At 40.7% G+C, this 22,480-nt stretch carries 18 protein-coding genes and 4 tRNA genes; 1 reads left to right on the plus strand and 21 read right to left on the minus strand.

What is annotated here, in order from left to right; all coding sequences use genetic code 11:
* Position 1: 1 nt before the first annotated feature.
* Both ACQKIC_RS03820 and ACQKIC_RS03825 read right to left on the minus strand, forming a co-directional pair.
* Positions 2-1,072, minus strand: a complete 1,071-nt coding sequence (locus ACQKIC_RS03820) for a DUF5105 domain-containing protein (RefSeq protein WP_402955062.1) — start codon at positions 1,070-1,072, stop codon at positions 2-4.
* 603 nt (positions 1,073-1,675) lie between these two features.
* Positions 1,676-3,124 carry a DEAD/DEAH box helicase gene (locus tag ACQKIC_RS03825; RefSeq protein WP_402991131.1) on the minus strand — a complete coding sequence of 483 codons (1,449 nt, stop codon included), beginning with the start codon at positions 3,122-3,124 and terminating at the stop codon, positions 1,676-1,678.
* Between the two features lie 334 nt (positions 3,125-3,458).
* Here ACQKIC_RS03825 and ACQKIC_RS03830 point away from each other — a divergent pair, with 334 nt between their 5' ends.
* Positions 3,459-3,791, plus strand: a complete 333-nt coding sequence (locus tag ACQKIC_RS03830; protein ID WP_402869999.1) for a heme oxygenase — start codon at positions 3,459-3,461, stop codon at positions 3,789-3,791.
* A 138-nt stretch (positions 3,792-3,929) separates the two neighbouring features.
* On the opposite strand, the gene rlmN is transcribed toward ACQKIC_RS03830, so the two are convergent.
* The 19 genes from rlmN to ACQKIC_RS03925 form a co-directional block, all read right to left on the minus strand.
* A complete protein-coding gene (rlmN, locus tag ACQKIC_RS03835) occupies positions 3,930-4,997 on the minus strand; it encodes a 23S rRNA (adenine(2503)-C(2))-methyltransferase RlmN (RefSeq protein WP_402869997.1) in 1,068 nt (355 codons plus the stop codon).
* Positions 4,998-5,074: 77 nt separating this feature from the next.
* The gene (gene rlmH, locus ACQKIC_RS03840; RefSeq protein ID WP_402955073.1) at positions 5,075-5,554 is read right to left on the minus strand and encodes a 23S rRNA (pseudouridine(1915)-N(3))-methyltransferase RlmH; all 480 of its coding nucleotides are present in this window, start codon (positions 5,552-5,554) and stop codon (positions 5,075-5,077) included.
* A gap of 323 nt (positions 5,555-5,877) precedes the next feature.
* Positions 5,878-6,039 (minus strand): CxxH/CxxC protein, encoded by a 162-nt coding sequence (locus ACQKIC_RS03845; RefSeq protein WP_402869992.1) that lies wholly within the window; start codon positions 6,037-6,039, stop codon positions 5,878-5,880.
* A gap of 169 nt (positions 6,040-6,208) precedes the next feature.
* Entirely contained in the window at positions 6,209-7,417 is a 1,209-nt protein-coding gene (locus tag ACQKIC_RS03850) for a S1C family serine protease (RefSeq protein ID WP_402869987.1), read from the minus strand.
* A gap of 255 nt (positions 7,418-7,672) precedes the next feature.
* Positions 7,673-8,467, minus strand: coding sequence for an MBL fold metallo-hydrolase (locus tag ACQKIC_RS03855; RefSeq protein WP_402869984.1), 795 nt, complete (start codon positions 8,465-8,467; stop codon positions 7,673-7,675).
* Between the two features lie 6 nt (positions 8,468-8,473).
* Positions 8,474-9,268, minus strand: a complete 795-nt coding sequence (locus ACQKIC_RS03860; protein ID WP_402869982.1) for a two-component system regulatory protein YycI — start codon at positions 9,266-9,268, stop codon at positions 8,474-8,476.
* Complete coding sequence (locus ACQKIC_RS03865; protein WP_427591670.1) at positions 9,255-10,580, minus strand: YycH family regulatory protein; 1,326 nt, start codon at positions 10,578-10,580, stop codon at positions 9,255-9,257. Before ACQKIC_RS03865 ends, ACQKIC_RS03860 begins: the two co-directional genes overlap by 14 nt.
* On the minus strand, positions 10,577-12,409 hold the full coding sequence (walK, locus tag ACQKIC_RS03870) for a cell wall metabolism sensor histidine kinase WalK (protein ID WP_402869978.1): 1,833 nt from the start codon (positions 12,407-12,409) through the stop codon (positions 10,577-10,579). The genes ACQKIC_RS03865 and walK overlap by 4 nt, the downstream gene beginning before the upstream one ends.
* A gap of 5 nt (positions 12,410-12,414) precedes the next feature.
* Positions 12,415-13,122: a response regulator YycF gene (gene yycF, locus ACQKIC_RS03875; RefSeq protein ID WP_402869975.1), complete on the minus strand. Its 708-nt coding sequence runs from the start codon at positions 13,120-13,122 to the stop codon at positions 12,415-12,417.
* A gap of 274 nt (positions 13,123-13,396) precedes the next feature.
* Positions 13,397-14,818: a peptidoglycan DD-metalloendopeptidase family protein gene (locus ACQKIC_RS03880; RefSeq protein ID WP_427591669.1), complete on the minus strand. Its 1,422-nt coding sequence runs from the start codon at positions 14,816-14,818 to the stop codon at positions 13,397-13,399.
* 421 nt (positions 14,819-15,239) lie between these two features.
* Positions 15,240-15,312, minus strand: a tRNA-Phe gene (locus ACQKIC_RS03885).
* A gap of 45 nt (positions 15,313-15,357) precedes the next feature.
* Positions 15,358-15,433 (minus strand) — tRNA-Asp (locus ACQKIC_RS03890).
* Between the two features lie 26 nt (positions 15,434-15,459).
* Positions 15,460-15,531 (minus strand) — tRNA-Glu (locus ACQKIC_RS03895).
* 8 nt (positions 15,532-15,539) lie between these two features.
* A tRNA-Lys gene (locus ACQKIC_RS03900) sits at positions 15,540-15,615 on the minus strand.
* A gap of 221 nt (positions 15,616-15,836) precedes the next feature.
* Positions 15,837-17,129 (minus strand): adenylosuccinate synthase, encoded by a 1,293-nt coding sequence (locus ACQKIC_RS03905; protein WP_402869971.1) that lies wholly within the window; start codon positions 17,127-17,129, stop codon positions 15,837-15,839.
* Positions 17,130-17,462: 333 nt separating this feature from the next.
* A complete protein-coding gene (gene dnaB, locus ACQKIC_RS03910) occupies positions 17,463-18,827 on the minus strand; it encodes a replicative DNA helicase (protein WP_402869969.1) in 1,365 nt (454 codons plus the stop codon).
* A gap of 156 nt (positions 18,828-18,983) precedes the next feature.
* Positions 18,984-19,433, minus strand: a complete 450-nt coding sequence (gene rplI / locus ACQKIC_RS03915) for a 50S ribosomal protein L9 (RefSeq protein ID WP_402869967.1) — start codon at positions 19,431-19,433, stop codon at positions 18,984-18,986.
* Entirely contained in the window at positions 19,430-21,400 is a 1,971-nt protein-coding gene (locus ACQKIC_RS03920; RefSeq protein WP_427591668.1) for a DHH family phosphoesterase, read from the minus strand. Before ACQKIC_RS03920 ends, rplI begins: the two co-directional genes overlap by 4 nt.
* Before the next feature lie 33 nt (positions 21,401-21,433).
* Entirely contained in the window at positions 21,434-22,375 is a 942-nt protein-coding gene (locus ACQKIC_RS03925; RefSeq protein WP_402955085.1) for a YybS family protein, read from the minus strand.
* Positions 22,376-22,480 lie beyond the last annotated feature (105 nt).

Consider the following 22,480-nt stretch of genomic DNA (forward strand, 5'->3'; position numbering starts at 1 on the left):
TTTAATATTTTGATCCTGCAGCAAAAATATTCGTTAATCTTTCTTGACCATCTTGTGATGAATTAACGTTCCACTTTCCATCCTCTTCTATCATATGAATCTTTAAATCTTCGCCTTCTTCTACTTCTTGGTTATTTATGATTTTATCGAATTTAGATATTAAATACTTTTTGGTACCTTTTTCATCGTATTTTTTCGTTTTTTCTCTATATTCATATTGGTATTCTGAAAGGTCTTCATATATGTTTCGCAATGAAACCGTTGAGAATTCAATTAGCACCACGGCTTTTCCATTTGCCTTGGCAGATGTGACCGTTTTAAACTCGGCCTTTTGTGACTGAGCCGATTTATAAGCAGCATAAAGTTTATCTACTTCTTCATCAGTCAATTTCCCTACAAAGTACCTTTTTATTTTCTCTTTGAATACCTTTTTCGCTTCTTCCTGTATAACCGCTTTATCAGCAGATACTAGTTTTTCATAATCACTATTGTCTTTATCCAGGTATATCGAATCAATATAAGCAGCTAACGCTTTCGCCGGGTCTTGAAGGGCATCAAAACTTTCAGCATAATCTGCCGTATTCACCTTAATGATCACTTCTTCAATTTTCTTTTCATAGTCTTCTGAAGCCGCTTTTATCCCTATTTCATACTCTTTATCTTTTTCTACTTCAAAAAAGCCTGTGGTCGTTTTCGTTTTGCCGGCACCCAAATCGCCACTAGACTCAAACTCAATCCCTACGTTGGTGTTATATGCATCTGAAATGGCATTTGTCTCTTCATCGCCATCGTATAACTTAAATCCATCTCTTGTTGAGAGTCGAATGCCATCCTTTGATTTATTACTCAACTTAAATTTAACAGCCAGGACTCCTTTTTCTGTACCTTCTTCAGCCACACCATCATCTTTTCCAAGTAGCACAAAAGATGCATCCTCAATGGATACCTCTAAATCCTTATTCTTACTCTTGCTATCGCTCTTTTTTTCCGAAGATCCACTAGAACTGCTGCATGCAGATAACAACAGCATACAAATAAACAATAGCGAAATACCCCTTAACTTAGACACCATCAAAATTCCCCCCTATAAATAAGTAAAAGACCGCACACTTTCCAGCGAGATCTTTGGATAGGGAAAAAGAATACCGAGAACCATTAGTTAATGCAGATCAATGATTTAGACTAGTATGTATTGGATTCTTTTTCCACTTATCTTTATTTACCTCTAATCGACCTACCACAAACCCAAAAACAACCTATTTTATGAATATTTTGGTATAATTTTTATAGTTGAACAGGCATAAAGTATATAGGTCATATCCACTTCTTTACTTTCATGAGCCATTTTAACCATTCCCCTATTAAACCAGAAAGCCCGCTACGATTTTTTCCCATAAATTAAAACTGCACACAAAAAAAGATCATCCCTTAGGACGACCTTTATATCAATTGCTAACACTATGTAACTCACGGTAATAAGGTTCTTTGTATCTTCGCACATGTTTTTCGCGGGAAAACCAAGGATAGGATGTCCAGTGAAGTCTCCGGGTAGCTTCTGATGTGCCACTCCGTAAGAAAGGTGAATGTTTCCGTTGTTTCACTAGTATTAGAGCGAACCTGGCCTTACAAGAATCAGAAAAGATATATGTACGTCTTTTCCGATTCTTCCTGCCATTTATCGTTTATTTGCCTCGGAAACCTTCAAAACCTTGCCTTTGACTTTCGTATTCTTCATCACTTTCAAGACCAGCGGACCTTTTCCATTCAATATCTCTACATAGGAAACATTATCCTGAATGGTTATAATGCCGATGTCCTCTGCATTTACTCCATCTATTTTTGCAATGGTACCCACGAAATCTACGGCCCTGATTTTCTTTTTCTTGCCGCCATTAAAATACAGCTTCATAATTTGTCTGTTAAGCTGTTCACTTTTACTTTTTTTAATTTTTGGCCGTGTCTTTAGCTTCGCTTCAAAATCATTCTTCATGTCCAAGATATATTCTTTTGATGGAGCCGGCATGGTAGGGATCGTAAATCCGATATAGCTTTGAATCTCGGTGAGGAACTTACCTTCGAATGGAGTCACAAATGTGATTGCCTTCCCCTGTTTACCCGCACGTCCTGTTCTACCTGTACGATGGACATAGCTTTCCTTTTCAAGTGGTAGGTCATAATTGATGACATGGGTAATATTATCAATATCAATTCCACGTGCCGCTACATCGGTCGCGACTAGATAGCGGAATTCACCTCTTCTGAACTCGTCCATCACTGCCAGGCGGTCCTCCTGAAGCATCCCTCCATGAATCATATCGCATGGATACTCTAATTCCACTAACTGCTCACATACTTGGTCGACCTTGTCTTTTGTGCGACAGAAAATGATGCAGCTATCTGGATTTTCGACAATCGTAACATCTCTAAGCAGGGTAAACTTGTCATCTTCCTTGACTTCAATAACAGCATGTTCGATTTTTTCAGTCGTTAAGCCGGTTGCCTTTATTTCAATATCCAAAGGTTCCTTCATATATTTATGGCACAGTTTTTTAATGCTATCTGGTAAAGTAGCGGAAAACAGCATCGTCACACGATCCTGCGGCAGTACTTTAATGATGGCTTCCACTTGCTCGATGAATCCCATATTTAACATTTCATCGGCTTCATCGATTACCAAATGGGATAATCGGTCTAAAGCGAATGTACCTCTTTCAATATGATCAAGGACACGTCCAGGCGTACCCACAACCACGTGGCTCTTTTGCTTCAACTCCGCTTTTTGCTGGGCAAAGGGAGACTTCCCATATACCGCAGTTGCTTTAATCCGTTTAAATCGACCAATATTCGTAATGTCCTCCTTAATCTGTACGGCAAGCTCTCGCGTTGGTGTTAAAATGAGCGCCTGTGGCTTATTCTCCTGCCAATCGACCATATCACAGAGCGGTATGCCGAATGCAGCCGTTTTTCCGCTTCCCGTTTGCGACTTCACGACCAGGTCCCTTTTTTGCAAAGCAACAGGAATCACTTCACGTTGCACTTCCGTTGGATGCTGATAGCCTAGGCTTTCCAACGCCCGAACTATTTCATCACTTAATTTATAATCAATAAACTTAATTTCCGTCATATAACAGCCTCTTTTATTGTTTAGTATCTTGCTTTATTGTTTCCGTAATTGTTATTTCCTTATACTAAATTCTATTATACGCGATATGCATCAATAAACCTTATAATTCCTAAACCAATTCCCGCTTAAAAAGACTTCCCTTCATGCCATCCGGGTATAATACTTTTTGAAAGACAAATAATAAGATGGTTCGATATATACTCAAAACAGCAAATCCAGTATAGAATTCATTATCAACAGTTATTGATTAATCAAAATGGATTATAAGCTTAATAATGTGCTAAAATATGTATGTAATGAATCAGTTAAATAACCTTAAAAGGAGAGATTAATGATGATAATCGTAGCAAATAAAATCAAAGTAAAAAAAGGAATGGGAGCAGTAATGGCACCAGGCTTTACGGCACCAGGCCCTCTAGATACGACAGAAGGCTTCGTTAAAGTTGAAGTATTGTTAACACAAAACTTAACGGACTACGACGAACTAAACGTGAATATGTACTGGGAAAACATGGACAGCTTTACTGCATGGAGAAACAGTGACGCGTTTAAAGCTGCACATAAACGTCCAGAACCTTCTTCAGATGAAGCTAAAAAAGAATCACCAATTATCGGTAGCGAAATTGTCACATATGAAATCGCTTCTGTAAAAGAAATCGCTAAATAATCAACTTCTCATTTAAATGAGGCTGTATCCTTACAGCCCCATTTTTCTTGTTTTTAGAAGCATGGCCGTTCATCTTTCAGCATAAAAAAACAGTATGTGTGCAAAAACATACTGTTTTTTCTATACATGGGGCCTTTCTCAGTTGGCCTCTGCTTTTTTGATTTGTTTACTTCTTAACTGACCACAGGCAGCATCTATATCCGTACCATGTTCCTGACGGATTTTACAATTCACGCCTCGTTTTTTCAGCGTATCATAAAATGCTAGCACTGACTCCTTCTCGCTTCTTTGATATTGACTGTGTTCATCTACAGGGTTATATGGAATCAAGTTTACATATAAACGATGTTTCTTGTCATCAAGCAATTCGGCAAGTTGTTCGGCTTCTTCTCGATGATCGTTGACGTCCCTCAATAGGATATACTCAATCGTAATTCTACGATTCGTTTTTTCCAAGTAATAATCCAATGACTTCATTAATTTTTCGATTGGAATGCCACGATTTATTTTCATGATTCTCGTTCTTAGTTCATTATTCGGGGCATGTAAAGAAATGGCCAAATTAACCTGTAATTGAGTATCGGTGAATTCATAGATTTTATTAGCCAGCCCACTCGTGGAAACAGTAATGCGTCTTGCTGCAATAGCCAACCCTTTATGGTCCATGATGACCTTCAAAAAGTCGATCATATTATCGAAATTATCAAAAGGCTCGCCAATCCCCATTACGACTACATGACTGACGATATCCCCTTGTCCCAACTGATCAAGATGGAGTTGAACATTCATGATCTGTTCCACTATTTCTCCAGCAGTTAAGTCACGGCTCTTCGCTAATAAACCGCTTGCGCAAAAACTACAGCCTATATTACAGCCTACTTGGGTAGTGACACAAACGGATATCCCATACTTATGGCGCATCATGACCGTTTCAATCAGGTTACCATCCAGTAATTTGAATAGAAACTTGATTGTCCCATCCGCCGACTCCTGTTTAACATGTTCAGTCAAAGTCTGGATGACAAAGTTTTCTTCCAGCAGTTGAATGCACTCTTTATTAACATCTGTCATATCAGAGAAATCCGTAACGCGCGTCCGATAAAGCCATTCCCAGACTTGGGTTGCCCGGAATTTTTTATGGCCATGCTCCAAAAGCCAAGCTGTCAATTGTTCAAATGTTAATCCATAAATGGACTCTTTATTCATATGGTTACCCTCTTTTCATAACGTTAAGATTAAATTCTTTACCTAGCTAACGCTACCACCCATCATCGATTGGGTGATTATTTATGGTATGGCTCATTTCTATTTATCCGAAACGCCCGATAGATCTGTTCCAACAAAACTAACTTCATGAGTTGATGCGGAAAGGTCATTTTAGAAAAAGAAAGGGCATAATCGCTTCTAGAAATCACATCGGCACTAAGCCCCAGTGAACCACCAATAATAAAGGCAAGTTTGCTTTTTCCATAAGTGGCAAGTTGGTCAATATGGGTCGCAAGTTGCTCAGAAGTGAGCTGCTTCCCATTGATTTCAAGCGTAATCACATAAGTATCCTGGCTGATTTTCGCCAAGATCCGTTCACCTTCTCTTTGCTTGACGATATCCATATCCGCTGCACTCAAGTTTTCTGGTGCCTTTTCATCAGGCACTTCTATAAAATCTATATTAGCATAGGCTCCTAGCCGTTTTGTATATTCGGCCATTCCTTGCTTTAAGTATTTTTCTTTGAGCTTGCCAACCGTAATGATCGTTATCTTCATATATATCCTCTGACTTTCCATATGTTTTTAGTTCAATTGTTGGAAGTACCTCCTATTATCATACCTTAGAGAGACCCATAAACAAAACAAGCAAATCCTTTCCAATATCCAAAAGTTAAGATTTAAGAGACTTACCTATAAAGAATATTGGACTATATTTGCTTCCTAAATAACAAAAAACCAGCCCTTCTAAAAGAAAGTGCCGGTGGTTTTTCATCATGACTTTTTCCAGTATTTTAGTCTTTCCAAATAGGTTACGAACAGGTTATCCACAAAACTTATCCACATATCCACAATTTCTATCCACATCTTGTATGGGAATATTAGTTCCCTACTAGATATATTGCCACGTTTCGACAATATTCACAGGTTGTTGATAACTTATTTTCTTCTGAAACCAGCGTTAATAACGGATACGTTTCACACTCATATACAACTTCATCGAGCGCCATATCAACGTGTTCCTGACAACAATATAGGTTCATTCCTCATTCTCCTTTTCATTTTTTATTGGCCAATCTATTGATGCCACTTATCCACAATTCGTTTAGTATTCATCATATTCGGCAAAATATCCACAAGTAATGGTATCAAACGATAATAAAAACACAAGCAAAAAAACAGGGAAAGCAAAACTCCCCTGCTTTATTGCTTTTAGATTTCTCCACTTGAAAGCTTAATTTCTGCGGTTTCCTTTTTCCCATCTCGGTAATAAGTGATTTTTACAGTGTCGCCAATTTTCTTTTCATTGTACAGGTACTTCCTCAATTCAACGATATCATGAATTTTTTCATTATCCATACCAACAATTACATCAAATTCCTCTAGGCCTGCTTTTGCCGCTGGTGAGTTACTTTGAACGCCAGTCACAGCCACACCAGAGGTTACTTTGTTTGGCAATTTTAATGTATTCTGCTGATGATACTGTGAAATTTCCTCAACTGATGCCAGATTGACACCTAAGTAGGCACGTTTCACTTCACCATATTTCTCAATATCACTGATAATAGGAATCGCTGAATCAATCGGGATGGATAGACCAATGCCTTCTACGGCATTTTCCGCAATCTTCATGGAATTGATCCCAATGACCTGACCGGACATGTTTACGAGGGCCCCGCCACTATTTCCTGGGTTAATCGCCGCATCGGTTTGGATAACTTCTGCATTCCAGTCTACCTGACCGTCCTCATCGATATCCACTTCAATGGTACGCTCTACTCCTGAGATGATTCCTTGTGTAACGGATCCAGAGAATTGAAGTCCTAACGGGTTACCGATCGCTATGACGGGTTCACCTGGCTTTAATTTTTCGGTTGTGCCAAACTCTGCTACCGTCTTAACTTTATCCGCTTCCACTACCACGACAGCTAAATCCGTCCATGGGTCACTTCCTTGTAGCTCGGCAGGTAGCTTGGTTCCATCACTTAACGTGACCTCTAACTCATTAGCATTCTCGATAACATGATTGTTCGTGACAATATAGGCTTTGCCACCATCCTTTTTATATACGACTCCAGATCCAGTACCCGCTTCGGCTGAACTGCTTTCGTTGCCTTTTCCGCCCCAGAAGGAAGTTTCCTGAATATTGGAGATGCCAACAACTGCATCGCTTGCCTTATCAACCGCACCCGTGACAGCACTTGTGACCTCTACGGAAACTTTCTGCTGAATTGGCTTGGCCTCTTCACCATCCGTTGAATTTTCCGTCTGGTTTGGGTTTGTTTCATCATTTAATACCCCACCGCCCGGGAATGCTAATAAAATCAGCAGGGCCCCAATGATGGCGCCTCCTAAGCCTGATAGAAAATAACCTGTACGGCTTCCTTTTTTCTGTTTATTTTGGTTCTCTTCGTTCTCCAAGACCGCTCCATCCTCTCTTTTTAGGAATGAATTATAGCAATTACTAGTGTTTGATATCCACCCTTAATTATACTCAATTAACAAGAAATATCTAAAAAAATGTATGCCATATTTAGCTTACTGCCTCTTTTTTTATCATCATTTTTCTATTCATTCAGTACTAACCAACCAATACCCTTTTTAATCCCCTTACTAACTAACCCATTAAAAATAAAAAAGGAATGAAGCAGGTTTCCCCACTCATTCCTTTACTCATTATAGTGTAACAAGCTCTGTTGGTCTTTTGGGATCCGTATCGTAGAGCGAAAACTGCTCGCCAACAATAATCCCTTTCGTTTTTAAGGTTTGCTCCACTGACATTCTTGCAAGGTCTTTCATATTATTATCCATACTTAAATGGGCCAAGTATATCCGTTTCGTCTTGTCCCCTGCCACTTCACTCATGGCAAGGGCAGCATCTTCATTGCATACATGTCCAACATCGCTTAAAATCCGGCGCTTGATGCTCCATGGATATCGACCCATCCGAAGCATGGACACATCATGGTTGCTCTCAAACACATAGGCATCAGCATTCGTGATGATGCCTTTCATCCGATCGCTGACATAACCTGTGTCGGTTATGACCACAAGTTTTTTTCCTCCCTGATGGAACACATAAAACATCGGCTCGGCAGCATCATGAGATACACCAAACGATTCAATATCAAGGCTTCCAAAGGTTTTGACTTGTTCCATTTCAAAGGCGAATTTCTGTTCAGGAGAAATCTCCCCGATGGAACGCTCCATTGCTTGCCATGTCTTTGTATTCGCATATATGGGGAGCTTATGTTTTCTAGCGACGACTCCCAGACCTTTAATGTGGTCGCTATGTTCATGCGTAACCAGGATTCCAGAAAGCTTGGACATATCTCGGCCGATATCCTGAAATAATCCTTCCAAGGCTTTCCCACTCAATCCCGCATCGACAAGGAAAGATTGGTCCTCCGTCTCCACGAACAAGGCATTTCCCGTACTCCCACTTGCGAGTACACTAAAATGCATAGTCATCTATACTCACTCCAGTATTTTTTCTTCTGTATTTAACTCAATCACTTCGCCATCGAACGCATTTACGAATAAATCCGTTTCATCGTTCACGACTACCCACCATGTCGGTACAAGAAGATGTGAGAACGATGTGGTTTGCAACGAATTATAAAACCCAAGCTTTACGTCCGTAACTTCGTCTTTTGATACGATATCACCATGACTATATAAGGCATAAACAGCATCCAGGTCGGAATACAGCTCCTTCGGTTTATTGAACTTTTCAATTCCCACTAAATATGTCTGCTCATAGGAGGTCACTTCGGCTTCCTTATTCAGATACAAAGTGACCTTTCCTTTACTGTTGTTAAAAAACATCTTATTGTCGGAAACCTGATAGCAAATGATGGTTTGATTATCCTTATCATAGCTCCAAAACCCATATTCACTTCCGTATAAAATGTGATCCTTCAGGAATATGGTAACATCCGCGGGATGAATTTCTTTGCCTAAACTGATGGGCGTTTTTAATGAACCGACCAGCTTATTCCCATCTATAATATTTACTTTCTGGTTGTTTAGATTCTTTAGTTCTTTCTTATCAAATGTTTTACTTTTTGCAATTAAGAATTGATCCTTTACCTTTTGCTTCGAGAGCGGAATGGTTTTGATCTCGTCTTCTTTTAGAACTTCCTCATAGGAAGACTCTGCAATGAATTCATATTGGTTATCATTGATTTTCTCAAGAAACTGATACAGTAAAAATATATTCAATATGAAAAATACCATTATGAATATGGATTTTGTATTATTCCAATCCATCGTTATCGCCTCCTGCATTTTCGTCAACAGGCGCAATCAACCACTTTTCACCGGAACGGTAATACCAAGTTGGTTCCAGTGTAACGAGAGTAACGAGTTTAGAGTCCAACGATTTGTTTAACTTATAACCTATTGAAATATCTTGCACACTATCGAGATCGATGTTCCCGTTCTCTTCCAGCTGGTTCAACACTTCATTTCCTGTAGGCAAGGTCACTACAGATCCTTCTGATGGCAAGACGGAAGCCAATGAGAAGTAGGGACGTTGATAACTATAAATATCTTCCTTCCCCCAAATCTGCTCGATTTCAGTCATTCCATATTCGTTGAAAGCTGGATAACCATCTATAAATAAACGGAATACCACACGCTGCTCATTTTCCGACATATAATCAAATCGGTAATTACTACCTTCCCACCCGGCATGATCATTGATGAAATCAATGCTTTTTTCCAACAGCTCACTAGAACTGCTGAACACTTTACTCTTTTGGGCAGGGTTTATATACGAGAGAATATAATTTTCATTGTTGACTGACAACAGTCTTGTTCCGTCGGAGTATTCCTCGCCTCGGGTTACCGTTTCTTGACGAACATATTTAGGATTACTGAATAAGGCATCTTTCAGATTCTTAACGTCCAGATAATCTATATAATATTGATATCGGTTGACTTCCACGGGCTTTTCCGGAACAAAAATCGTCCTTTTATCATGTAACGTATGAGCTGTATAGGTAGGATAACTTTTATTATAGAACTTCTCACTGAACTTTCTAAGGTCCTTAGTAGGGACCATTCCTTGATGGATTTGTTCATGTTCATAAGAAACGAAATAAACGGCTGATTGGTCACCGCTGATATCCTTCTGCTTGATCACGATCCGGTCAAAGGTAAAGCTCGCCATATCTTCGTCCTTTACATCCAGTACCGTTTTATATAAAGACATCGGTACATCATCGGAAAAGTTGATCTCGATTGATCTATCCTCATGGACGAAATCATCGAAGTCCCTTTGAATCATCTTCAATGACATCTGCTTTATATCACTAAACGTCCATTGGGAAAACTCTTTCTCCATTCTTTCGATTTTTTCGGGATCGATTGTCTGGAAATGCTGTCCGTTACGATGAAAAAGAACACTGACGGGTTTTATGACATCACTGACAATTTGTTCATCACTCTTGATTTTAATCAGATCGGATTCATCGATTTTTTTATATTCAGGCTCGTACGTCCAAATACTCCATGTCAAGAAAACGCTTGTCCCAACTAAAATAATCAGTATGATACTTTTCGCACGTTCAAAATTCATGCCCAATCATCCTCTTCTTCCTGTTCGTAAGGAAGTGTAAAGAACACTGTAGTTCCTTTTCCATCCACACTTTCCGCCCAAATTTTTCCTCCATGGGCAACGACCATTTCCTTTGCAATCGCCAGCCCAAGTCCAGTCCCTCCAAGATTCCTTGCCCGCGCTTTATCCACTCGGTAAAATCGGTCAAAAATCTTATCGATCACTTTCTTAGGGATACCGACACCTTGATCGGTTACGCTAATCACGATAAAGTTTTCCTTTGGCCTGATACGGAATGTCACTTGACCTCCTTCAGGAGAATACTTCAAGGAATTCGAGATGATATTATAAAGAACCTGGGTGATCTTGTCTTCATCAATGTCGACAAAATACGCGTCTTTTGGTATGTCTCTTTTAAAAGTAATATCGTCATTTTTCGTCATTTCAAAACGATCGATAATATGGTCATAGAACTTATTCAGATTCACCCATCCGGTTTTAAGCCGGTAATCTTTACTGTCCATTTTTGAAAGCTGTAACAGGTCATTTACAAGCCTGATCATCCGCTCCGTTTCATTTTGTGTGACACTTAAAAAGGCAGGGGCAATCTCTTCATCTTTCCAGGCACCTTCAGCCAATGCCTCGAGATAGCTTCTCATCGTCGTGAGCGGCGTACGCAACTCATGGGATACATTAGCGACAAACTCTCTTCGCTCCCCTTCTATCTTTTCCTGCTCCGTAATATCATGGAGCACTGTAATCAAACCATTAACGAAGCCCGTTTCCTTTTGGATGACGGAAAAATTCCCTCTTAAAATAAACGGTTGACCCTTTTTGCTGTAATCAAGGATGATGGACTCCCTTTCTTCCAGTAAATCTTCGAATTTATATTCTTCCTCAAGTCCCAACAATTCGATGATTGGTTGGTTCATGACGGCTTCACGTGAGACATTCAAAAGCTGTGCGGCAGGTTCATTTATCAAATTCACCCGGCCACGCCTATCCGTCGATATAACGCCATCCGTCATGTTGGTGAGAACAGATGAAAGCTTCCGTCTCTCCCCTTCCGTACTCGATTGCGACTCTTGAAGTTTCTTAGTCAAGTTATTGAAGGTAACGGCTAGCTGCCCTATTTCGTCATCGCCATATACTTTTACCTTTCGTGAGAAATTCCCTTTGGCCATCACCAACGCCTGTTTCCTCATATCAGACATTGGCCGTGTGATGGTCCGCGCAAGCAGAATCCCCAAAATGGCTGTTATGGCCAGAGCGATGGCCGTGCCAGTCATGAAAATGGCGTTGATTTCATCCATTTGTTCGAAGACATTCTCCATCTCCGCAATGACATAGACCGCTCCTATCACCGTACCATTCGCTTCAATGGGTGTTGAAAGGACCCATACACGCCTGCCAGTATTCGGATCTCTATATATTTCATGATCCTCGCCACCATAAGTCAACGTGTTCTTGATGATCGGCAGTGTCGTTTTCTTTCCTACAATCTCTTGGTTACCGGGATCGGACGTCCCAATCACCCGCCTGCTGCGGGTATCGATAACGCGCACTTCCGAAATATCATTCGTTGAGTTGTCGCGATCTTTCAATACCGTATTAATGGCTTCTTCGAGGGTAGGGTCTTCCTCCCCCCTCGATTTCTCCATTTCTTCCCCAATGCTATAGGTAAGCAGGTTAACATGGCCCTTGATCGACTTTGTGAAATTCCCGACGAGATTTTCTTCCAATTCCCCGACAAAATACACCCCAATTATTTGCATGGCTACGAAAATAAGCAACACATAAATCAGGACGAATTTAAAATGAATTGAACGAAAAAAACCAACCTTTTTCATAGATATTACTCCTGTTCAGGGTTACGCAGGTAATAACCGACCCCTCGTCTAGTTACGATCCAACCTGGGTGACTTGGGTTATCCTCAATCTTTTCACGGAGGCGTCTAACGGTTACATCGACAGTTCGGACATCGCCAAAGTAATCATATCCCCACACAGTTTGCAATAAGTGCTCCCTTGTCATGACCTGGCCAATATGTTTAGCTAAATAATGAAGCAGCTCGAATTCTCGGTGCGTTAACTCGATCGTCTCTCCACGCTTAGACACGACATATGCATCAGGATGGATGGTAAGATTGCCTATTGTAATTTCTTTTGGCTCATTTTCTTGATCTGGCACCGGAACGGCTTGTTGACGTCTTAAGTTTGCCTTTACCCGAGCAATTATTTCCCGGGTACTAAACGGCTTCGTCACATAATCGTCCGCACCAAGCTCTAATCCTAAGACTTTATCGATTTCCGAATCTTTTGCTGTTAACATGATGATTGGCGTTTCATATTTCTTTCTTACTTCTCTGCAAACTTCCATCCCATCACGCTGTGGAAGCATGATATCGAGTAAAATCAAATCAGGTTGAAGCTCTTCCACCATTTTTAGAGCTTCATTGCCATCATATGCACAGGAAACATCGTACCCTTCCTTTTTTAAATTGAATTGTAAAATATCTGCAATCGGCTTTTCATCGTCCACTACTAGAATTTTCTTATCCATCTACCTATCTCCTTTTAAAGCATAACTTTACTCTATAAAAAACATGTCCTTATCCGGGACGTTTATTCGTATTGTCCTGATGTTCATACTGACCTTCGTACTAGTAATGCAAATCCTCACACTATATATTCCCTAAAAAACGGTCAAAACACCTAAATCGAGCACATTGTACCTCTTCTACTTTATCATTTTACAGGCATTAAATCATCTTTTACCTATTATTCTCATCTATGAAGATAGCAGAAGAAGTCTTCGAAAAATGTCTCGAAGACTTCTATTGGCTTATATAATCTAACGGGTTTGCGAGAACACCATTTTTATAGATTTCAAAATGAAGGTGAACGCCAGTGGAGTTGCCTGTCGAGCCCATTCTACCAATAGGCATTCCTTTTTCAATCTTCTGTCCTGCTTCGATGTCTATTGATTCTAAGTGAGCATAATCCGTCTTGTACCCATTGTTATGGTTGATGGTCACCTTATTACCATAACCCCCGGCGTTACCGGCAAACTCAACAGTGCCATGATCAGCTGCCGTAATAGTTCTGGTGGTTGGCCTAGCAATATCTATTCCCTTATGAAGCTTGCCCCAACGATGTCCTTGTTTGCTTGAAATATAGCCCCCATCAGCAGGCCATGCAAAGGTTCCGCTCCCTTCTGAAGGAATGATTTTCGTGCCTTTTCTAGTTATCTCATTTTGTGTTGCCGCGGTAATTTCCTTTTTCACGATCGTTTCACTTAAGAGCTCACCGTTTGTTTCAGTGAGTTTATACGTGAATGCCTGAACGCCTTCCTGTCCTTCTTGCTCAACGACAGATTCTTCCTTCAATAGGTTCTTATCCTTTATTACTTTTCTCTCGAAAGGAATTTCAGTTTCTTTCAATACTTCTCTTTCTACCAGCACATTCACAAAAGGAGCTACCTCCGTCACACGGACCTTTTGCCCTTTATGAAGCCTCTTGCCCTCTTCTAGTTCTGAATTAAGCTGTAAAAGCTGTCCTAGGGACATATCATACTGATCGGCAATCTCCTCAAGTTCTTCATCTCCAGTTGCCTCATAGATGACTTTTTCCTTCTTTCCTTTTTCTATCAAGGAAATGGCATCCTTCACAGTCATGAGCTTATCCGGTTCCATAATCGTTTCCTTCCAGGAGATCGGCTTTGAGTATTCAATGGACAGTATCCTGCTTCCTTGCTCGTATAGAGCCATGGGCTGATTTAAAACTCCAGCTTCCTGACTCTCTTCATATTCGGCCAATTCACCCTCATCTATATATAATAGGTGAATCTCTTTTAAAACCTCCTGTGCATCCTCCTTGGAGGGAACGTAAGCAACTACTTGATTATCAATGGCGATTTCATAAGCCTCCGCTTTTACAGCAAACTCTTCCTCGAGTACCTTTAAGGTTTCTTCATCATCTATTTCTGCATTAAATACATTCTCTTGCACATATGTCATCTGTGCTTCCTTATCGAATGTGTATTCGGGATAATCCGCCTCTGCTTCGACTATTTTAGCTAGTATCATTTTTTCTATTTCGGATTCATCACTCACGCTGCCAATGAACTCGTCATCAACATATACATGCTGAATGGAGGAGATTTTTTGAATTTCCGCAGCCGTAGCACGATTCCCTGCAAGCAATAAGATGATGGAAACCATCAACAGGAAACTTCCTTTGCCTTTTGAGCTGAACATTTATTGTCCCCCTTAACGGCCCGTGGGCCCCTTAAGAAACTAATCAAAAAATTAAGATAAATTACCTTGTTTTCAAAATTTATATACACATGATTAATTTCTTTTTTTCCACTCATAACTTTACCATAATGAAAAAAAAATCAAGAAATAGACTTCGTATTGTAATATAAATGTATAAATAGTGACAACAAGTGCCAAATCGCTCTTTTTGCAAAAGAGCAGCGAAGGTATGGTTTCCACGTGGAAAGTAGGTCCTGGTTGGGGTGACGAGTCGATGGTTACTAAGGGTGGCATTAACATTGTTACAATCTAATAACAAACACTTAACAGAAGTGCCATCAAAGAGATTTCCTTTAAAGGGCTAAGACAGTTTAATTTTAAAGCAAACAAAAAAAGCGCCCTAGGGCACTTTACAAAAGAATGGCTCAGGACGGAATCGAACCGCCGACACAAGGATTTTCAGTCCTTTGCTCTACCGACTGAGCTACTGAGCCAAATATTCCATTTTTCATTATGAAAGAATCATGTAAAAAATAAAATGGCGGTCCCGACGGGAATCGAACCCGCGATCTCCTGCGTGACAGGCAGGCATGTTAACCGCTACACCACGGGACCATCAAACATATAATTAAGAAGAAAAGTGACCCATACGGGATTCGAACCCGTGTTACCGCCGTGAAAGGGCGGTGTCTTAACCGCTTGACCAATGGGCCGAGAAAAATGGTGAGCCATGAAGGATTCGAACCTTCGACCCTCTGATTAAAAGTCAGATGCTCTACCAACTGAGCTAATGGCTCGTACTAATGAATGTAATCCGTATGTCTTGCAATGTCGCTTAACGTTGTTCTACTGTGACGACGCTTTTTATATTATCATAGTATTTATGGTTTGTGCAATAGTATTTTAAAATAAATTTAAATTCATATATTTTTATATATATCTAACTCCAATTAAACAGGTCTTTTTTTACCAACTAAGTAAAAAAAGAAGCCGCACTTAGTCGACTTCTTTATACCTCTTATGCTAAACGCCAAGGGCTTCTTACGATGTTTGTTTGATTGCGGTCAGGACCGACGGAGAATGTAGTCAACGGAATGCCTACTAATTGAGATACGCGCTCCACATAGTGACGGGCGTTAGCAGGTAATTCATCCAATGATTTGCATCCTGTGATGTCTTCTGACCAACCTGGTAGCTCTTCATAAACGGGCTTACATTCTCCGATTGCTTTCAAAGTAGCCGGCACTTCATGAATGATTTCACCTTTATAATCATAAGCTACACAAATTTTCACCGTTTCAAGTCCTGAAAGCACGTCAATGGAATTTAACGATAAATCAGTGATTCCACTTACACGACGGGCATGGCGAACGACTACGGCATCAAACCAACCGACACGACGTGGTCTACCCGTAGTTGTTCCGTACTCACGTCCAACTTCACGGATTTGATTGCCAATTTCGTCTTGTAGTTCTGTCGGGAAAGGACCATCGCCAACACGGCTTGTATAAGCTTTACACACACCGACAACATGGTTGATTTTCGTTGGTCCAACACCTGAACCAATTGTTACTCCACCTGCGACTGGATTCGAGGAAGTAACGAAAGGATATGTTCCTTGATCGATATCAAGCATGACTCCTTGAGCCCCTTCAAACAAGACGCGTTTCCCTTCATCAAGTGCATCATTCAATACAACGGAAGTATCACAAACATACTTTTGCACTTGTTGTCCGTACTCATAATATTCTTCAAGAATATCCTCGATTTTAAAACCTTCCGTTTCGTAAAAACGTTCAAACATGCGGTTTTTCTCCACAAGATTTTGATTCAGTTTTTCCTCGAAAATTTCACGGTCCAAAAGATCTGCCATACGGATACCATTACGAGCGGCTTTATCCATGTAAGCAGGGCCGATTCCTTTTTTCGTCGTTCCAATTTTATTTGCACCCTTGCGATCTTCTTCCACTTCATCCAATTTAATATGGTAAGGAAGGATGACATGAGCACGGTTCGAGATGCGAAGATTATCCGTGCTTACACCATGACTATGTAAATAAGCAAGCTCTTCTACAAGTGCTTTCGGATCGACTACCATTCCGTTCCCGATGACACAAATCTTATCACTATAAAAAATTCCAGAAGGAATTAAATGCAGTTTATATGTTACTCCGTTAAATTTAATCGTATGTCCTGCATTATTACCACCTTGGTAACGAGCTATGGCTTCTGCATTCTGGGATAAAAAGTCCGTTATCTTACCTTTACCTTCGTCTCCCCATTGTGTACCAACTACTACAACTGATGACATCTGAAAAAAGCACCTCCAAAGGTTCACGTAATACCGATTCTTAACCGGTTCTTATCAAACAAACCTATTTTATCAATAATCCCAAAGGGAAGTCAACATAAAATACGAACATTACATAAATTAATAATAAATTTGTTCGTTATTAAGTGACTTTCATACTTTACTTATACACTTTTTCATCCCCAAATAAGGAATCCGTGCAACTTTAGCAAGGATTCACTTTCTCCCTTGGCGGTTCTCCTTATTCTTTGCCCAAACTCCTTTAAACTTTCACCTTATTGTAAAAAAAGCCCACCAGAGATAGTGGGCTTTGTTCCAAATATAGAAAGTCAATTAGGCTCCTGGAGACATCGAATCATCATCGAATCGCCGTTCGAGGTTCACGAATTTATTGTACTCTTTGACGAATGCCAGTGAAACCGTGCCAACTGGGCCATTCCTTTGTTTTGCAATGATAATCTCAATGATATTTTTATTCTCGGACTCTTTATCATAATAATCATCACGGTACAGGAATGCTACGATGTCGGCATCCTGCTCTATACTTCCTGATTCCCTAATATCCGACATCATCGGACGTTTATCCTGCCGTTGTTCCACTCCACGGGATAATTGGGAAAGGGCAATGACAGGCACTTGAAGTTCACGGGCCAGGGCCTTCAGTGAACGGGAAATTTCCGATACTTCCTGCTGTCGGTTATCGCCTGAACGACCATCTCCTTGAATCAATTGTAGATAGTCGATCAATATCATCCCAAGACCATGTTCCTGCTTCAAACGACGGCTTTTAGAGCGGATTTCCCCAATACGGACTCCTGGGGTGTCATCAATATAGATACCGGCATTCGACAAACTTCCCATTGCCATAGTCAGCTTGCGCCAGTCTTCATCTGTTAAGGCACCAGTCCTTAAATTTTGAGCATTGATATTTCCTTCGGCACAAAGCATACGCATGACGAGCTGTTCGGAACCCATCTCCAAACTGAAAATCGCGACGTTTTCATCCGTTTTGGTTGCGACATTTTGGGCAATGTTCAAAGCGAAAGCCGTTTTACCAACAGAAGGACGGGCTCCAACAATGATGAGGTCATTCCGCTGGAATCCCGCCGTCATTCTGTCCAGTTCAGCAAAACCCGTCGGGATTCCAGTTACATCCCCTTTGCGGTTGGTCAGGATCTCGATGTTATCATAGGTTCGAACCAAAACGTCCTTAATATTTTGAAATGAACCGGCGTTTTTACGCTGTGCCACTTCCATGATCGTCTTTTCCGCTTCCCCGAGCAGCTCCTCGACTTCATCCTCACGGCTATAGCCTTCCTGGGCGATGTTCGTTGCTGTCCTGATCAAACGACGGAGCAATGACTTTTCTTCCACGATTCGGGCATAATATTCGATATTGGCTGCAGTAGGGACCGATCCAGCCAGTTCGCTTAAATAAGACACTCCACCCACTTCTTCAAGATTCTTCGTGGCGGAAAGTTCTTCCGTTACCGTAATCAAGTCAACGGCTTTACCTTCGTCATTCAACTTGATCATGACGTTAAAGATTTTTTGATGCGAACTTCTATAAAAATCCTCTGGAATCAACAATTCCGAAGTAACGGTCAGCGAAGATGGCTCCAAGAAGATGGCCCCTAGCACCGCTTGTTCCGCTTCTATGTTTTGAGGGGGAATTCTATCCTGAAATTGCTCTATCATATCTTAAAACCTCCCAATCTAAGAGGATATATTTTCATTAATTAATTCGTAGATTTAGTTGAAAAAGAAAAAAAGTGACAGGACAACATAGCCCAATCACATTTTTTTCGTCTCTCTCTATTCTATCAATTTTTTTCAGATATGAAACCACTAAAATTAGTTAATTTCTTTCACTTGCACAGTTAAAGTCGCTGTAACCTCTGGATGTAGCTTCACAGGAACCTTCGTATGCCCCAATGAGCGAATTCCTTCGGCAAGCTCCATTTTACGTTTATCGATTTTAATACCATGCTTTTTCTGAAGTTCTGAAGCTATTTGCTTCGTCGTGATAGAACCGAATAAACGCCCGCCTTCACCGGCTTTAGCGGATAATTCGACAGTCAATTTTTCAATTTCCACCTGCAAGTCTTTTGCATGCTGAAGTTCTTCGGCAGCCAGGGAATCTTCTTTGTTTTTCTGAGCTTCCAATGTTTTTACATTGGAGTTATTCGCCTCGATTGCCAATCCTTGTTTAATCAGGAAGTTATGGGCATACCCATCCGCAACGTTTTTGACTTCCCCTTTTTTCCCTTTACCTTTAACGTCTTTTAAAAATATAACTTTCATTCTTTTCGTCCTCCTTCTAAATATTCATCAATTGCTGCTTTCAACTGGCTCTCCGCTTCTTCAATGGAGCAGACCATCTGTGTGGCGGCATTCGTTAAGTGACCGCCGCCATTCAATGTTTCCATGATAACCTGTACGTTGACATCACCTAGGGAACGGGCACTTATGCCAACTGTATCCTCAGACCGTTTAGCCACAACGAAGGAAGCGGTAACACCATCCATCATCAGAAGCGTATCAGCGGCCTGGGCGATCAGGACCTGATTATGGTTCTGTTCGGATTTTGCGGAAGCAATCGCAAGACCCTTTTTATAAAACGCAACTTCTTTAATTAAATTGGATCGCTTGATATACGTGTCCACATCTTCCCTAAGAAATTTCTGTACCAGTACCGTGTCCGCTCCGTGGGCCCTTAAATAAGAAGCTGCATCGAAGGTACGTGAACCGGTTCTTAAAGTGAAACTTTTCGTATCGACAATGATCCCAGCAAGTAGCGCCGTCGACTCCAGCATATCAATTTTACTGCGTTTTGGCTGATATTCAAGTAGCTCCGTCACCAGCTCAGCTGTCGAAGATGCATAGGGCTCCATATAGACAAGCAGGGAGTTTTTGATGAATTCCTCACCACGACGATGGTGATCAATGACGACCACCTTATCAATCCGATTCAATAATCTTTCTTCTATCACCATTGTAGGCTTGTGGGTATCGACGACGACGAGTAGCGTCTCGTCCGTGACCATCTCGAGTGCATCGTCAGGGCTTATAAATCGCCCATATAAATCCTCTTTATTTTTGATTTCTTCCATCAAACGCAAGACGCTACTATCTAGCTCGTTTGTATTGATTACTATATACCCATCACGTTCATTCATCTGTGCCACTTTCAAAATGCCTATGGCAGAACCTATGGCATCCATATCGGGATTTTTATGGCCCATGACAATGACTTTATCGCTATCTAGGACGATATCCTTTAAGGCATGAGAAATGACGCGTGCACGCACCCTCGTACGCTTTTCCATAGGGTTGGTTTTACCGCCATAGAATTTCACTTTCCCGCTTGCCTGTTTAATCGCTACTTGGTCCCCACCGCGGCCCAGGGCCAAATCGAGGCTCGATTGAGCAAGCGTCCCCAGCTCTGGAAGGGAGGAAACAGCAGATCCCACTCCAATGCTAAGCGTCAAAGGGACATTCTGTTTAGCGGTCGTTTCCCTGATTTCATCCAGGATTGAAAATTTATCATTTTCCAGCTGCTGCAGGATATGTTCATTAAAGACCGCAATAAACCGTTCAGAAGAAACCCTCTTGAAAAATACCCCATTATCCCTTGCCCACTTATCCAGCAACGAGGTAACCAAGCTATTTATACTACTTTTACGTTGGTCTTCCATTCCCTGCGTCAAATCATCGTAATTATCCAGCAGAATAATCGCAATGGCCGTTCTCTCTTCTTCATATTGTTTTTCGATTTCCACTTGCTCCGTTACATCGAAAAAGTAAAGAAGGCGTTCCTCGCGTTTATGGACCACTTTGAATTTCCGGTCATAAAGCGTAATCGTCTCTGTTTCAATCTCCTGCTTTATGAGCGGGACAAGTGAATCCGCCATATCATAAAGAGACCTTCCTGCCAGTGAGTCTTCACTAAAGCATGAGGCGAGGAATGGATTGGTCCACTCAATATAAAAATCATCATTAAAGAGCATGATCCCGATCGGCATTTCCAATAAGGCTTCCTCTCCCACCTTTTTTAACCGGTAGGATAACGTCGTGATGTATTCTTCGGTCTTGATTTGTTTTCTTTTTTCCATTTTCAATATTAAATAAAACAAACCGGCTTGAATCAACAATCCAATTAGTGCAATAACCCAATTATAGTAAGCCAGTACGCCCAAAAATATCAATCCTGCAACGAGCAACCCGTATAGCAGGGCCTTAACCGAATAATCCTTTAAATAAGATGGCATATTTTCAGCTCCTAAAAGCATCTGTTTAACAGACTATTCCTTTTTCTTGATCGTCTCCCGAAAAGGGAATCCTAAATCTATTATACCTAAAAAACGGATGAGGATTGCGAATATCGGCAGCAACAATGAGGCAACCACTATCAAAACGGGTATAGCCTTAGCCCAGCCCTTGACATCGCTGAAATAAAATATGAGTGAGTAGCCTTGAATCATGATGAAAAATTGAAGAATGAAAAATAGGTTCGTTATGGCCATATATACAAAATCTTTGTTGTCCATATTCACAAAAAGAGCCAAAAGCATTGTAATTAAATAATACCATAAAAGGCTTTTTGGAAGGCGAAGATCTTGGAAACGAGGCCAATTCAGGGATTTATCACTGAACCTTTTAAGTATGGGGTGGGCCGCTAAGAATATCAATAATACCATGATGATAGATGTAATCACGAGCAAGCTCGGAATCAGCGTAGTCAAGGTACTTATCGAGTCGTGCATGCCTTGGATTATCTTTTCAGTTGGGGCCTGACCAAATGATTCCATGATTTTCGCAGAAGAATCAATGGATTCCTCCATTACCGTCATGGTTTCTTCTATGTAATTAACTCCAAATAACACTACTGTGGCAGCATAGGTCACTAATATCCCACCTAGGAACGTAAGGACAGCACTGATGAACATAGGGGTCATCGGTTTATCCCTTTTCAGGAAGGAACCAATCACAATGCCCGTCGCCCCCATTAGCAAGGTCATTGGCAAGGATAAGACGCTACCGATTAAAATGGTTAATAACGATCCAACAAACAAGAATCCAACTGACCACGAAAGCTTTTGCTTACTGGTCACCAGAATGAAAGGAATCGGCAAAAAGAAAAAAGTTATAAATCCCAACAAAGGAATATATATTGTAATGAGTAATAATATACAATATAACGCTAAAAGAGCACCGCCCTCAGCGATTTTTCTACCACTATTCAACCGAATCCCCCCTATCATAAAATCATGAAGTATCTTTCTCAACATATTGTATCCGTTAAGCCCAGGATATTTCAAACTTCCCATTCTTTTTTCCAGATAAATCAG

The organism is Peribacillus sp. NPDC046944, from assembly GCF_050272735.1.
Lineage (GTDB): Bacteria > Bacillota > Bacilli > Bacillales > DSM-1321 > Peribacillus.

Bases quoted from the DNA above. Each gene is read 5' to 3' on its own strand.
- ACQKIC_RS03820 (WP_402955062.1), bottom strand. From the start codon at position 1,072: ATGGTGTCTAAGTTAAGGGGTATTTCGCTATTGTTTATTTGTATGCTG.
- ACQKIC_RS03825 (WP_402991131.1), bottom strand. From the start codon at position 3,124: ATGACGGAAATTAAGTTTATTGATTATAAATTAAGTGATGAAATAGTT.
- ACQKIC_RS03830 (WP_402869999.1), top strand. From the start codon at position 3,459: ATGATAATCGTAGCAAATAAAATCAAAGTAAAAAAAGGAATGGGAGCA.
- rlmN (WP_402869997.1), bottom strand. From the start codon at position 4,997: ATGAATAAAGAGTCCATTTATGGATTAACATTTGAACAATTGACAGCT.
- rlmH (WP_402955073.1), bottom strand. From the start codon at position 5,554: ATGAAGATAACGATCATTACGGTTGGCAAGCTCAAAGAAAAATACTTA.
- ACQKIC_RS03845 (WP_402869992.1), bottom strand. From the start codon at position 6,039: ATGAACCTATATTGTTGTCAGGAACACGTTGATATGGCGCTCGATGAA.
- ACQKIC_RS03855 (WP_402869984.1), bottom strand. From the start codon at position 8,467: ATGACTATGCATTTTAGTGTACTCGCAAGTGGGAGTACGGGAAATGCC.
- ACQKIC_RS03860 (WP_402869982.1), bottom strand. From the start codon at position 9,268: ATGGATTGGAATAATACAAAATCCATATTCATAATGGTATTTTTCATA.
- ACQKIC_RS03865 (WP_427591670.1), bottom strand. From the start codon at position 10,580: ATGAATTTTGAACGTGCGAAAAGTATCATACTGATTATTTTAGTTGGG.
- walK (WP_402869978.1), bottom strand. From the start codon at position 12,409: ATGAAAAAGGTTGGTTTTTTTCGTTCAATTCATTTTAAATTCGTCCTG.
- yycF (WP_402869975.1), bottom strand. From the start codon at position 13,122: ATGGATAAGAAAATTCTAGTAGTGGACGATGAAAAGCCGATTGCAGAT.
- ACQKIC_RS03880 (WP_427591669.1), bottom strand. From the start codon at position 14,818: ATGTTCAGCTCAAAAGGCAAAGGAAGTTTCCTGTTGATGGTTTCCATC.
- ACQKIC_RS03905 (WP_402869971.1), bottom strand. From the start codon at position 17,129: ATGTCATCAGTTGTAGTAGTTGGTACACAATGGGGAGACGAAGGTAAA.
- dnaB (WP_402869969.1), bottom strand. From the start codon at position 18,827: ATGATAGAGCAATTTCAGGATAGAATTCCCCCTCAAAACATAGAAGCG.
- rplI (WP_402869967.1), bottom strand. From the start codon at position 19,433: ATGAAAGTTATATTTTTAAAAGACGTTAAAGGTAAAGGGAAAAAAGGG.
- ACQKIC_RS03920 (WP_427591668.1), bottom strand. From the start codon at position 21,400: ATGCCATCTTATTTAAAGGATTATTCGGTTAAGGCCCTGCTATACGGG.